The following is a 13,395-nucleotide window of genomic DNA, read 5'->3' on the forward strand; positions in this document are numbered from 1 at the left end:
CCTCTCGGAACCGGCCCCGGGCCGAGGTGACCATGAGAACCGACTCACAACTGTGCATAGGCGCGGTGATCCCGCAGACCGGACGGCTGGCCCGCCTGGGCGACCCGCTGTCGTACGTCCTGCGCAGGCTGGCACCACGCCTGGCCCGGACGCGCGTCGGCGGCCGTGACCGCCCGGTGCGCGTCGCGGTCCGCGACAGCCGCTCCGACCCCGACCACGCCCGCCGCGCAGTGCGCGAACTGGCGGTGGACGAGGGCGCGGACGTCGTCCTCACCATGGCCGGCACCCAGGTGCTGCCGGCGGTGGCCGACGCCTGCGAACGGCTCCAGGTGCCGTGCGTGTCCACCACCTTCCCCTGGCAGGCCTACGTCCACCGGCCCGCCCCCGAGGGGGGCCACCGGTTCGCGTGGACCTACCACTTCGCCTGGGGGCTGGACGACATCGCCCGGGTGTTCGCCGAGATGTGGGAGCGCCTGGGACCGGCGCAGACGGTCGGCTGCCTGTGGAACGACGACCTCCAGGGCACACTGCTGCGCCGGGAGTTCGTCCCCGTGGCGCGCGAGCGCGGCCACGAGCTGGTCGATCCCGGCGGCTACCAGGAACCCGCCGCCGACCTGACCAAGCACGTCGAATACCTGCGCGGAAACGACGTCGACGTCATCACCAGCGCGGCCACCTCCACCGACCTCGCGCTGTTCCACCGCGAGGCCCGCAGGGCCGGGATGCGCCCGCGGCTGATCACCTGTTCGCGCTGGCTGGCCTACCCCCACCTGCACGCCGGCGACGACCTCGCCGACGCGCGGGTGGCCACCCTGGTCTACTGGACGCCGCGCCACCCCTACGCCTCCTCCCTGGACGGCACCACCCCCGCGGAACTCGCCGCGGCCTACCAGGACGAGACCGGCAACCCGTGGCTCCAGCCCCTCGGCCTGGCCCACGCCCTGGTCGAGGTCGCCCACCACGCCCTGGTCCACGCGGACGACCCCGACGACGGCCGGGCCGTCGCCGAGGCCGTCTCGCGCACCCGCCTGCACACCATGGCGGGGTTCCTCGACTGGACGAGCGGCCCCACCCCGAACGTCGCGCTGGTCCCGCTGGTCGGCGGCCAGTGGCAGTCCGGCCCGCAGGGCCACGACCTCGCCGTGGTCACCAACACCGCGCTGCCGGACCTTCCCGTCACCGCCGACGTGCTGCCCGCGGGGTGACGCCGAGGGCCGGCCGACGCGACGCCCTCCTTCCGGCGTCCGGTCCGGCCCACGGCGCGGCGTTCCCTCCCTCCGAGGGACGCCGGGCACCCGGCCCCGCGCGGGGGCACGGGCCGGGTGCCCCACCGAGGCGCTACGCGGGTCCCGTGGGCCGGCTCCGGCGACCAGGCCCGGCCGCGGCCGTCTACCCTGGAGCCGTGCCCGAGCCTCACGCGATCCCGCCGTCCCCCGCAACGCCGCCCGTGCGCATCGTCCTGGCCGACGACGAGCACCTGGTCCGCGGCGCGATCGCCGCCCTGCTGGGCCTTGAGGAGGACCTGGAGGTCGTCGCCGAGGTGGGCCGGGGCGACCAGGTGGCCGCGGCGGTCACCGCGCACCGCGCCGACATCGCCGTCCTCGACATCGAGATGCCCGGGGCGACCGGCCTCGACGTGGCCGCCGAGCTCAAACGAGCCGCCCCGGACTGCGGCGTGCTGATCCTCACCAGCTTCGGGCGCCCCGGCTACCTGCGCCGGGCGCTCGCGGCGGGCGCGCGCGGGTTCCTGGCCAAGGACGCGCCGGTGGAGCAACTGGCCGGCGCGATCCGCAAGGTGCACGCGGGAGGCCGCTACATCGACACCGAGCTCGCCGCCACCGCGATGACGGCGGGCGAGAGCCCCCTCACCGACCGCGAGACCGACGTGCTGCGGGCCGCGGCCGAGGGCGCCTCCGTCGCCGACATCGCCCGGGACCTGCACCTCAGCGAGGGCACCGTGCGCAACTACCTGTCCGCGGCCATCGGCAAGACCGGGGCGGCCAACCGCATGACCGCGATCCACACCGCCCGCGAGATGGGCTGGTTGTAGGAGCCTCCGGCCCCGGCCTCACAGGAAGCGCAGCACCAGCATGGCGGTGTCGTCGGTGTGCCCGCTGGGGGCGAACTCCTCCAGCTCGCGGTCGATGCGTGCGATGACGGCCTGCGCGGTCAGTCCCGAGCAGCCCGAGAAGATCTGGGTCAGCCCCTCGTCGCCGAGCATCTCCTCGGCGTTGCGGCGCTCGGTGACGCCGTCGGTCACCGCGAGCAGCACGTCGCCCGATGCCACCTCGACCGTCTCGGTGAAGAAGTCCACGTCCTCGAACGCGCCGAGCAGCGGCTGGGAGGTGCCCAGCGGGCCGACCTCGCCGTCGGCGCGCAACCGCAGCGGCAGCGGATGGCCGGCCGAGACCAGGCGGATGCGCACCGTCCCGCCCGGGGCGGCCGGGATGATCTCGCCGTACAGCATCGTCAGGAAGCGGGTCGTGGTGTTCTCGTCGAGGATCGCGAGGTTGAGCCGGCGCATGATGTGCGACGGCGAGAACCCCTCGCGGGCGAGCGCGCGCAGGGTGTGGCGGGCCAGACCGGTGACCGCGGCGGCCTCCGGACCGGTTCCGCACACGTCGCCGATCGCGAAACACCAGCGCCCGTCGCTGGCGAACACGTCGTAGAAGTCGCCGCCCACCACGGTCCGCTCGTCGGCCGGCCGGTAGAACACGGCGTGGTCCACGCCGGGGATCTGCGGCTCCTTCTCCTTCGCGGGCAGCAGGCTGCGTTGCAGCGCCTCGCTCATCGAGGTCTGGTTGGAGTACAGCCGCGCGTTCTCCAGGGCCGAGGAGACACGTTGGGTCAGGTCATCGGCCACGTCGACGTCTTCGCGGGTGAAGTCGTCGGCGGGGGCCTTGCCGATGGACATCCGGCCGAGCACCCGTCCGTGGGCGACGAGGGGGATGCTGATGGCGGGGCCGTCAGCCAGCTCCAAGGTCAGCTCGTCGTCGAGGCCGGCCCCGACCAGGGCCTCGTGCGGCCACAACGGGGCCGGTTCCCGCTGTTCGCGCGGCGGCAGGGCGGTGATCAGCTCGCGCAGCACGTCGATGCGGTTCTCGTTGCGGTGTGTGACGTGCAGCAGCCGGAAGGCGCCGAGCTCGTTGGCGATGTGGATGGCGCACCAGTTCCCCAGCCGGGACGTGATGAGCTGGGCCGCCAACGCCGCGGTCATCTGCTCGTCGAGCGTGCCGGCGAGCAGGTCGCTGGCCTCGGCGAGGAAGCTCAGCGACGCCCGCCGGGCCAGCTCCACCTGGGCGAGCCGGGCGCGTTCGACCGGCAGCGCGATCCGGTCGGCCCCCTCCTGGAGCCGGTCGGCGGCGGTCCGGCCGAAGTGGCGGATGCGGCGGGAGGCGACCCCGATCAGCCCGGTGATGCGCCCCTCGACGATCAGGGGCGCGGTGACCAGCGAGCGCATGCCGGCCGCGGAGAGACGCCCCCGGTGGGCGCGCGCGATCATCAGGTCGTCGTTGATGACGGGGCCGGGCTCGGGCGTGGCCGAGGGGAAGGTCTCCTCGGTGCGGCTGCGGAAGGGGCGCCACGGGCCACTGGTCAGCCCGACCGCGGCCCGCACCTCCCACTCGGTCTCGTCGGTCGTGGCCAGGGAGATGTAAGCGGCGTCACCGCCCAGGACGGTCCGGGCGTGCTCGACCATGCGCTCCAGCAGCTCCGGCAGCGTCAGGCGGGCCGACAGGGCCTCGTCCAGCGGGGCCCACGGGTCGGGGCGCTGCTGCCGGGGACGCTGCGCGCCGCGGACGGGCAGCGGCGGGGACAGGGAGGGGCGTCCCTGCGGGCCGGTGACCTCGTCCTCGATGCGGAACCAGACGGCCTTGTCCTCTTTGCTGTAGCTCACGCCCCAGCTCGACGCGATCGCGCCGGCCAGCGCGAGCCCCAGGCCGCCGCTGCGGGCGTTGTCCAGGGAGGGCGAGGTGTCCACCGCGAGCGGCCCGGCCTTGGGGACCGCGCGTTCGGGGACCCGGTCGGCGACGACCACCTCGATCGCGTCGGGCAGCCGTCGCACGGTCAGCTCCAAGACGGTCTCGGCGTGGATGACCGCGTTCGTCACCAGTTCGCTCACCAGCAGGATCACGTCGTCGGTGGAGCGGCGCACGTCCCAGTCGCGCAGCGTCTCGCGGACGAAGGCGCGGGCCTCGCCCGCGGTTTCGGGATCTGGAGCGAATTCTCGGCGGGCGACCTTCATTGCGTCATGTGGCATCGTGAAGCCGTACGGTTTCTCTGAGTCGCGGACGGGGACGGAAGGGATGGAGGACCTTGACACGATCGATCCATACCCGGTCCGGTCCCGTCCCGGACCCTGGTGTGCGGCGGTACTCGACCGTGGAGCATCGTGGGAACCCAGCCATGATGTCAGAACGTCGTCGTATTGAGCAGCTTGGCCGATTAACGTAAAGCATGCGGTTCATCTGGCCCGATCCCGGACGAACCGCGTGACGAGTGGGTGGAGCCGTGGGCGGCCCCGCTCCCGAACCCCCTCTCGCCGGCCCCCGGCGCGAGTGCGGAGCGGCGTGCCACCGACGGTAGAGGAGGGGGATCCATGCCCGAAGTGACGAACGCGCCGGCGTCGGACGACGAGCTGGACAAGCTCCTCGACGTCCTCTACAGCATGCGTGACGGGGACTTCAGCGTACGCCTCAACAATAGGGGCGGTGGCAAGCACGGCGAGATCGCCTCCGTTCTCAACCAGGTCCTGGACCACTGCGAACAGCTCAGCAGCGAACTCCAACGAGTGGGCGGCGTGGTCAGCACCGAGGGGCGGCTCGTCGAGCGGGTGTCGGTCCACCCGGCGAAGGGCGCGTGGGGCAAGAGCGTCCGCGCCCTCAACCAGCTTCTCGACGACGTGAGCGGCCCGGTCATCTCCGTCGCCCAGATCCTCGACGCGGTCGCCAACGGTGACCTGTCCCAGCGTGTCGACCTCGCCGGCCGGCGCGCCCCCCTCCACGGCGACCTGCTCCGCCTGGCCACCTCGGTGAACCGCATGGCCGACCAGATGGCCGGTTTCACCATGGAGGTCACCCGGGTGGCGCGCGAGGTGGGCACCGAGGGCAAGCTCGGTGGCAGCGCCCGGGTCGAGGGTGTCTCGGGTGCCTGGCGGGACGTGACCGAGGCCGTCAACCAGATGGCGGCCCGGCTCACCGCGCAGGTGCGCGACATCTCCACGGTGACCGTCGCGGTCTCCCGGGGTGATCTGAGCCGCAAGGTGACGGTGGACGTCCAGGGCGAGATGCTTCAGCTCAAGGACACCGTGAACACCATGGTGGACCAGCTCTCGACGTTCGCCGACGAGGTGACCCGGGTGGCGCGCGAGGTGGGCACCGAGGGCAAGCTGGGCGGTCGGGCCAACGTCAAGGGCGTGTCGGGCATCTGGAAGGACCTGACGAACAACGTCAACTCGATGGCCGACAACCTCACCAACCAGGTGCGCGACATCTCCCAGGTCACCACGGCCGTGGCCCGGGGTGACCTGAGCCGCAAGGTGACGGTGGACGTCCAGGGCGAGATGCTCCAGCTCAAGGACACCGTCAACACGATGGTCGATCAGCTCGACTCCTTCGCCGATGAGGTCACCCGGGTGGCCCGTGAGGTGGGCACCGAGGGCAAGCTGGGCGGTCGGGCCAACGTCAAGGGCGTGTCGGGCATCTGGAAGGACCTCACCGACAACGTCAACTCCATGGCCAACAGCCTGACCTACCAGGTGCGCAACATCTCCCAGGTCACCACGGCGGTCGCCAAGGGCGACCTCACCAAGAAGATCACCGTGGACGCCCAGGGCGAGATGCTCCAGCTCAAGGACACCGTCAACACGATGGTGGACCAACTGGAGTCCTTCGCCGACGAGGTCACCCGCATGGCGCGCGAGGTCGGTACCGAGGGCAAGCTCGGCGGACAGGCCCACGTCCGCGGCGTGTCCGGGGTCTGGAAGGACCTCACCGACAACGTCAACTCCATGGCCAACAACCTCACCCACCAGGTGCGCCAGATCGCGATCGTGACGACCGCGGTGGCCCGGGGCGACCTCACCAAGAAGATCACGGTCAACGCCAAGGGCGAGATCCTCGAACTCAAGGACACCATCAACGTGATGGTGGACCAGCTGTCGGCCTTCGCCGACGAGGTGACCCGGGTCGCGCGCGAGGTGGGCACCGAGGGCAAGCTGGGCGGCCGCGCCGACGTCAAGGGTGTCTCGGGCATCTGGAAGGACCTGACCGAGAACGTCAACTCGATGTCGCACAACCTCACCACGCAGGTGCGCAACATCTCGCAGGTGACGTCGGCGGTCGCGGCCGGTGACCTGAGCAAGAAGATCACCGTGGACGCCCAGGGCGAGATGCTGGAGCTCAAGGACACCATCAACACGATGGTCGACCAGCTCTCGACGTTCGCCACGGAGGTCACCCGGGTGGCCCATGAGGTGGGCAGCGAGGGGCAGCTCGGCGGCCAGGCCAAGGTCGACGGGGTGTCGGGCACCTGGAAGCAGCTCACCGACAGCGTCAACGAGCTGGCCGGCAACCTCACCACGCAGGTGCGCGCCATCGCCTCGGTGGCCAGCGCCGTCACCCGCGGCGACCTCACCCAGTCGATCCAGGTGGACGCCCGCGGAGAGGTCGCCACGCTCAAGGACAACATCAACCTGATGGTGTCCAACCTGCGCGAGACCACCGCGGCCCAGCGGGACGAGGACTGGCTGAAGAGCAACCTGGCGCGGATCTCCGGCCTCATCCAGGGCCACCGCGACCTCAACGAACTCGCCCGGCTCATCATGACCGAGGTGACACCGCTGGTCCACGCCCAGCACGGCGCCTGCTTCCTGCCCGAGGACGAGAACGAGGAGGAGGTGTTCCGGCTCTACGCCGGGTTCGGCTACCAGCCGGCCGAACCGCGCCGGCGCATCCGCATCGGCAGGGGCCTGGCCGGCGAGGCGATGGCCCAGCGCAAGGAGATGGTCATCCGCGACGTCCCCGGCGACTACGTCAAGATCGAGTCGGGGCTCGGCGAGGCGCCGCCGATGAGCATCGCGATCTTCCCGATCATGTCCGAGGGGCGGGTGCTCGGCGTCTTCGAGTTCGCCTCCTACGGCGAGTTCCGCGAGATCCACCTCAACTTCCTGCGCCAGCTCATCGGCCTGATCGGCGCGACGATCAACACGATCCTGGCCAACTCCAAGACCGAGTACCTGCTGTTGCAGTCCCAGCAGCTCACCACCGCGTTGCAGGAGCGCTCCAACGAGCTCCAGCGCCAGCAGGAGGAGCTGCGCCGCAAGAACGCCGAACTGCACAGCAAGGCCGGGCAGCTCGCCAGCCAGAACCGCGCGATCGAGTTGCAGAACCGTCAGATCGAACGGGCCCGGCGTTCGCTGGAGGACCGGGCGCACCAGCTCCAGGTGTCCTCGAAGTACAAGTCCGAGTTCCTCGCGAACATGTCGCACGAGCTGCGCACGCCGCTCAACAGCCTGCTCATCCTGGCGCGGCTGCTGGCCGACAACACCGAGCAGAACCTCACGCCCAAGCAGGTCGAGTTCGCCCAGACCATCCACAAGGCGGGCAGCGACCTGCTCCAGCTCATCGACGAGATCCTGGACCTGTCCAAGGTCGAGGCCGGACGCATGGAGGTGCGGCCCGGGGACGTGTCCATCAGCCAGCTCGTCGACTACGTCGAGGCGTCGTTCAGGCCGATGGCCAGCGACAAGGGGCTGGCGTTCGCGGTCGAGGTGTCACCCGACATCCCCGAGTACCTGTGGACCGACGAGCAACGCCTCCAGCAGGTCCTGCGCAACCTGCTGTCCAACGCGGTGAAGTTCACCAACACCGGCGAGGTGCGGCTGCTCATCGAGCCGGCCTGGGCGCTGGAGGACGCCGACCTCGACGTCTTCGGCGAGAACGACGAGGTGATCGCCTTCTCCGTGGCCGACACCGGCATCGGGATCCCCGAGGACAAGCTTCAGGTCATCTTCGAGGCGTTCCACCAGGGCGAGGGCGGTACCAGCCGCCGCTACGGCGGTACCGGCCTGGGGCTGTCCATCAGCCGCAACATGGCGCTGCTGCTCGGCGGTGAGATCCGGGTCCAAAGCGTCCACGGCCAGGGCAGCACCTTCACCCTGCTGCTGCCGGTCCGGCTGCCCGAGGGCACCACCGAGCGGCTGGACGAGACGGTCGACATCGCCCCGACCCAGCTGCCCGGCGACTCCTCCTCGGCGGGGACGGGGCCGCTCGCGCTGCTCGACGACTTCGGCGACGACAACGACGTCGAGGAGGAGCCGCCCTCGTTCGCGGACGAGGAGCCGGCGCAGGTTCCCGTCCTCAAGACGCCCGAACCGGTGGCCGACTCCGGTCCGAAGGAGCCGGAGGTCCGCGACGACCCCGAACGGGACGCGGTCTTGGAGGGGCGCCGGGTCCTCATCGTCGATGACGACATCCGCAACGTCTTCGCGCTCACCAGCGCCCTGGAGGCGCACGGACTGGAGGTGCTCTACGCCGACAACGGCCACACCGGCATCGAGAAGCTCGAGGCCAACGAGGACATCGCCCTGGTCCTGATGGACATCATGATGCCCGAGCTCGACGGTAACGCCACGACCCGGGCGATCCGCGAGATGCCCCAGTTCGCGGACCTGCCGATCATCTCGTTGACGGCCAAGGCCATGCAGGGCGACCGCGAGCGCAGCCTCGAGGCCGGCGCCTCCGACTATGTGACCAAGCCGGTCGATCTCGATCACCTGCTGGATGTCATGCGAACGTGGTTGGATCGGGACAACCGTACGCACCGCGCAGAAGAAGATGGGCAGGAGTCGTAGACGTGCCGCACAAGGCCAATATCCTCCTCGTCGACGACCGCGACGACAACCTCACGACCCTGGAGGCGATCCTCACCTCCCTCGACCAGAACCTGGTGCGGGCCAGTTCGGGCGAGGCCGCGCTCAAGGCGTTGCTGGAGGACGACTTCGCGGTCATCCTGCTCGACGTGATGATGCCGGGGATGGACGGCTTCGAGACGGCCGCGCACATCAAGCAGCGCGAGAAGACCAAGGACATCCCGATCATCTTCCTGACCGGGGCCGACATCGACCGCCACCAGGTCTTCCGGGGGTACGCCTCCAGATCGATCGACTACCTCACCAAACCGTTCGACCCCTGGGTGCTGCGGGCCAAGGTCGAGGTGTTCGTCGACCTCTACCACACCAAGCGCCGGCTCCAGGAGCAGTCGCGGATGCTCCAGCGCGAGCTGGGCGCCGAGGTCGACGGCCCGGTCCGCTCGGTCGTGACCCGGCTGTCCGAGCGCACCGCCGAGGTCTCCGAGGGGGTGGAACGGGTGCGGGAGCGGGTTCTCGCCACCGACGCCGACGGGCGGACCGCCGCCGCGCTGCGCGACCTCGACCGTTCGGTGGCGCGGCTCGCCGAGTTCGTCTCGGCGCTGCGCGGATCCTCGTGACCCGAGGCCGTGGCATCCGCCCACATCGGAGGCCGGTGGCGCATACGCTGGTGGCATGGACGTCGTGATCGTGTGTCCCGACTGCCACGGCAGTGGTTACCGGATCACCGTCGTGGGTTATGCGGGCAGTGACCTGACCGGCGAGATGCTGGTGCCCCGGGAGTGCCGTGGCTGTGCCGGGACGGGCCGCATGACCGTCTCGGGGTGGTCCTGAGCCGGGACGCGGCCGGCTCAGCCCGCCGAACGCGGCGGCAGGGCCAGCCCGATGTGCTCGCCGATCTCCTCGATCAGGCCCAGGTCGGCGAGCCGGAAGGAGCCGCGGTTGCTGCGCCGGATCAGGGTGAGCGCTCCGCGCACGCCCCTGCTTCCGCGCAGGGGGACGCACAGCAGTGAACCCGCGCCGAGCGCGCCGAGGACCGGGACCCCGTTGGGGTCGTGGCCGAGCACGCCCCCGTCCTCGATGAGCTGGTGCAGGACGGACTGGCCGGTGCCCAGCACGTCGCGGGGGACCTCGGACGAGAGCGGGTCGAGCCCTTCCAGCATTTTGCGCGCCTCGTCGCCCTCGGGGCCGGCCACCACCGCGCGCCGCGGTTCGGAGGCGTCGGAGGGCAGGTCGCAGACGTCGATGATGACCCAGTCGGCGTAGGAGTCCGCGAGCAGGGCCGCGGCGTCGTCGAGGGCGAGCGGGCTGCCCGCGCCGCCGGGGCCGGCGCTGCGCAGCAGCAGCCGGGTCATGCGGGTGAGCACGTCCAGTCGGCGCGCGGCGAGCACGACGACCTGGTCCTCGACCTCGGCCTCCAACGGGGCGGGCCCCTCATCGGCGCTGCTGTCCAGCGGCGGCGACATGACGACGAGGACGAGCGGGTTGGCCTCGGTGGGCACGTCCAGGCGGGTCAGGGTGAGGTGGACGTCCTCGGCCCAGCCGCGGCGGGCCAGCCGCGAGTCGAACGACGCGGGCTCCCCGCCGCGCAGCACCGCGGCCAGCCGCGAGCGCATGGCGGCGCGGCGGCGCAGGTCGACGAAGATCGACAGCGGCTTTCCGGTGAGGTAGCCGCTGGTGCTGCCCAGCCGTTCGGCCCCGATCGCGTTGATGCGGCGGATGTAGCCCTCGTGGTCGAGCAGGACGACGGGGATGCTCAGCTCGGTGAAGACGGCCCGCAGCACGGCGCGGTCGTCGTCGTTGGCGGCGCGGCGGGACGCGCTCGCGTCGACCTCGCTGGCCATCCTGCGCCCACAGTCGCGCAGCAACCGTTCGGCGAAGTCGAGTTCGGCGAGCGCGGCTTCGAGGGTGCTCGCGGCGTCACCGGGATACATGGCGTGCGTGCTGCGCAACGCCGCCGCGCGTTCGCCCAACTCGGTGATCTCGCGTTCGAGGTCGGCGAGGTTCTCCGGCAAGCTCATGGCTCCTGACGTGTGAGGATGGGGAGGCCCAGGGGTGTGGGAGTGCCCTCCGCCGCCGTGGGCCCCGGGGGTCGCCCGCGGGAACGGCCCCGCATATGAAGCTAACGCATGACCCCAGTGGAGCCGACGGTGGTTACGGTGGAGTAGCGGTGACCGGACGAGAACGGGACGGGGGGCACGGACATGTGGATCGAGCGTCTCGCGCGGGAGATCGGCGCGCTGGGGCAGGAGGGCAGCAGCACCCCGGAACGGGCGGTGGACCGGTTGAGCACGGTGGCCGCGCGCGGGGTCCCCGGCTGCTCGGCGGCCCTGGTGGTGGTCTGGCGGGCGGTGGAACGCGGTGACGGCGACGATGTCGCGGAACACCCCGGCGGGCACGTCGTCGTCGACTACGGCGCCTCCCACTCCGACCTGGCGGCGGCCTTCGAGCACCAGTACGCCACCGATCAGGGGCCCGCGGTGGAGGCGGTGCGCGAGATGCGGCCGGTCTCGGTGGGAGACGTGCTGCGCGGGGATCGCTGGCCGCGCTACACCAGCATGGCGGTGCAGTGCGGTGACCGTTCCTCGGTGACGCTGCCGCGCGCCTTCGGCGATGAGGTTTTGACCCTCGGAGTGCATTCGGGCCGGGCCGACGCCTTCGACCCGGTGATCGTGCAGCCGCTCATCGAGCTGCTCGCCGAGCAGGCCACCGCGATGCTGCTCCAGGCGGGCCGCTACAGCGACGCCGAGCGCGAGGCCGCGCATATGCGGCGCGCCATGTCGTCGCGCGGCGTCATCGACCAGGCCAAGGGCATCATCATGCACGCGCGCGGGTGCGACGCCGACGAGGCGTTCCGGGAACTGCGCAGGGTCGCCCAGCGCAACCGGATGAAGGTGGCCGAGGTCGCCCGCAAGCTCGTGGAGGAGCACGCCGCCGGCACGACGACGGGACCCCGCAGGGTGGCCGTCCGGTGAACCGAGGGGCACGCTTGGTACCGGTCCGATGACGGAAGGTGTGCGGGCCCGACCGGGTGTGCCGAATGGCGCTAAGGTGACGGAGTAGCGGAGTGTACGGCCGGCGTGGACGCGACGGTGGTGCGGAGCGGAAACGCCGATCCCCCACCTCCCCAACCCCCATCTCCCGCCAAAGGCGTGACGAGCGAGGAGTGCGTGCGTGACAGCCGAGATCTCGACCCGAACCGAGGGCGATGTCGTCGTGGTGCTCCCACGGGGAGACCTCGACGCCATCACCTCACCCGAGCTCGCCCGTGAGCTCGACGGCTTCCTGAGCGCCGACTCCCCGCCCCGAGGGGTCGTCGTCGACTTCTCCGGCGTCGACTTCTGCGACTCCCGCTGTATCGGGGTCCTGGTCGCCTGCTACCGCCAGGCCCGCGACCGGTCCATCGGTTTCGTCGTGGCCTCGCCGCAGCGCACGGTGCAGCGCCTGTTCGTCATCGCCGGCATCGACCAGGTCATCACCATCGAGGACGACATGAACCGGGCGCTCAAGGCCGCGCTGACCTGACTCCGCCGCGCCTCTCCGGGTTCGCGCGGCGAGGGGCTCAGGCCTTGAAGTGCAGCCGTACCAGCGACCCGCCGGCGTTGCCGCGCACCTCCATGAAGTCGCAGATCTGCCGGGTGATCCACAGGCCGTACCCACGGACGCTCAGCGCGTCGGCGGGGAAGTAGCCGCTCAGCGGGTCGGTGAGGTCGCCGCCCTCGTCGAACACGTCGCACATGAGCCGTCCGGGGGCCAGCCACAGCGAGATCATCCCCTTGCCCGCTCCGTGCTCCAAGACGTTGGCCGCCATTTCGTTCACCGCGACGACCAGATCGTTGACGCGCTCGCGTGGCGCCCCCAGGCGCTTGGCCAGCGCGGTGAGCTCGTCACGCAGGGCGGGCAGGTCGGGCACGATCTCCAGCGACTCGACGGGGCCGTCGGGGGGAGGCAGGGGCTCGAGCGCGTCGGCGGCGCTGTAGGCGGCGGCGTCACGGTAGTCGGGGCTGTGCCGTGGGGTGCCCCCGATGATCATCACCGGGTGGGTGTGCCACACCCGTTCCAGGACGGATCGGGGAAGCGCGTCCGTGTCGTGCAGGCACATCAGCCGGAGTCTGCTGCCCGCGAGGGAGGCCCCCAGGACCGAGTCCAGCCGGTGCCACTCGCGCAGCTCCAACGGGTTGTCCAAGGGGAGCGCGGGCTCGCCGACCACGGTGATGTGGCGGTCGGGGTGGAGCAGGGTGAGCCTGTGCAGGGCGGCCAGCGTCCGACCGGGCGCCTCGTACCAGGTGTCGTGGTCGACGAAGTGGACGGAGTCGCTCTCGGAGGGCGTCAGGGCCGCGCGCACGGCGGTGGCGTGGCCCGGCCGCAGGGCCACCACCACGTGGTCGCCACTGGCCAGGCCGGCACGGATCCGGGGTACGACGACGTCGCACAGCTCCCGGGCCGAGTGGAACAGCACACCGTGGTGCTCGAATCCCTCGAATCCGGCGTTGTCGGGTACCGCACGTGAACTCATCGCATCACCCCGG

10 protein-coding genes are annotated in these 13,395 nt (G+C 71.1%); 7 read left to right on the forward strand and 3 right to left on the reverse strand.

The window, feature by feature from the left end; translation table 11 throughout:
• The first annotated feature begins 32 nt into the window (after positions 1-32).
• Entirely contained in the window at positions 33-1,205 is a 1,173-nt protein-coding gene (locus ACYVHU_RS06110) for an ABC transporter substrate-binding protein (protein WP_498947767.1), read from the forward strand.
• Between the two features lie 197 nt (positions 1,206-1,402).
• Positions 1,403-2,050 carry a response regulator transcription factor gene (locus ACYVHU_RS06115; protein WP_235001186.1) on the forward strand — a complete coding sequence of 216 codons (648 nt, stop codon included), beginning with the start codon at positions 1,403-1,405 and terminating at the stop codon, positions 2,048-2,050.
• Between the two features lie 18 nt (positions 2,051-2,068).
• Here the strand turns inward: ACYVHU_RS06115 and ACYVHU_RS06120 are convergent, their stop codons facing one another.
• Positions 2,069-4,258, reverse strand: coding sequence for a SpoIIE family protein phosphatase (locus ACYVHU_RS06120; RefSeq protein WP_394330085.1), 2,190 nt, complete (start codon positions 4,256-4,258; stop codon positions 2,069-2,071).
• 339 nt (positions 4,259-4,597) lie between these two features.
• On the opposite strand from ACYVHU_RS06120, the gene ACYVHU_RS06125 reads away from it, so the two are divergent.
• The 3 genes from ACYVHU_RS06125 to ACYVHU_RS06135 are packed head-to-tail and all read left to right on the forward strand — an operon-like array spanning position 4,598 to position 9,700.
• Positions 4,598-8,851: a HAMP domain-containing protein gene (locus ACYVHU_RS06125; RefSeq protein WP_498947768.1), complete on the forward strand. Its 4,254-nt coding sequence runs from the start codon at positions 4,598-4,600 to the stop codon at positions 8,849-8,851.
• A gap of 2 nt (positions 8,852-8,853) precedes the next feature.
• Positions 8,854-9,486 (forward strand): response regulator, encoded by a 633-nt coding sequence (locus ACYVHU_RS06130; protein WP_078763947.1) that lies wholly within the window; start codon positions 8,854-8,856, stop codon positions 9,484-9,486.
• Positions 9,487-9,541: 55 nt separating this feature from the next.
• A complete protein-coding gene (locus ACYVHU_RS06135; protein WP_159457311.1) occupies positions 9,542-9,700 on the forward strand; it encodes a hypothetical protein in 159 nt (52 codons plus the stop codon).
• Positions 9,701-9,717: 17 nt separating this feature from the next.
• Here the strand turns inward: ACYVHU_RS06135 and ACYVHU_RS06140 are convergent, their stop codons facing one another.
• Entirely contained in the window at positions 9,718-10,881 is a 1,164-nt protein-coding gene (locus ACYVHU_RS06140; RefSeq protein ID WP_078763969.1) for a GAF domain-containing protein, read from the reverse strand.
• A gap of 189 nt (positions 10,882-11,070) precedes the next feature.
• Between ACYVHU_RS06140 and ACYVHU_RS06145 the strand changes: the two genes are divergently transcribed.
• Both ACYVHU_RS06145 and ACYVHU_RS06150 read left to right on the forward strand, forming a co-directional pair.
• Positions 11,071-11,841: a GAF and ANTAR domain-containing protein gene (locus tag ACYVHU_RS06145; protein WP_078763946.1), complete on the forward strand. Its 771-nt coding sequence runs from the start codon at positions 11,071-11,073 to the stop codon at positions 11,839-11,841.
• A gap of 199 nt (positions 11,842-12,040) precedes the next feature.
• Positions 12,041-12,391 (forward strand): STAS domain-containing protein, encoded by a 351-nt coding sequence (locus tag ACYVHU_RS06150; RefSeq protein WP_078763945.1) that lies wholly within the window; start codon positions 12,041-12,043, stop codon positions 12,389-12,391.
• 37 nt (positions 12,392-12,428) lie between these two features.
• On the opposite strand, the gene ACYVHU_RS06155 is transcribed toward ACYVHU_RS06150, so the two are convergent.
• Positions 12,429-13,382 carry a sensor histidine kinase gene (locus tag ACYVHU_RS06155; RefSeq protein ID WP_078763944.1) on the reverse strand — a complete coding sequence of 318 codons (954 nt, stop codon included), beginning with the start codon at positions 13,380-13,382 and terminating at the stop codon, positions 12,429-12,431.
• Between the last annotated feature and the right edge of the window lie 13 nt (positions 13,383-13,395).

Source organism: Marinactinospora endophytica (assembly GCF_054780875.1).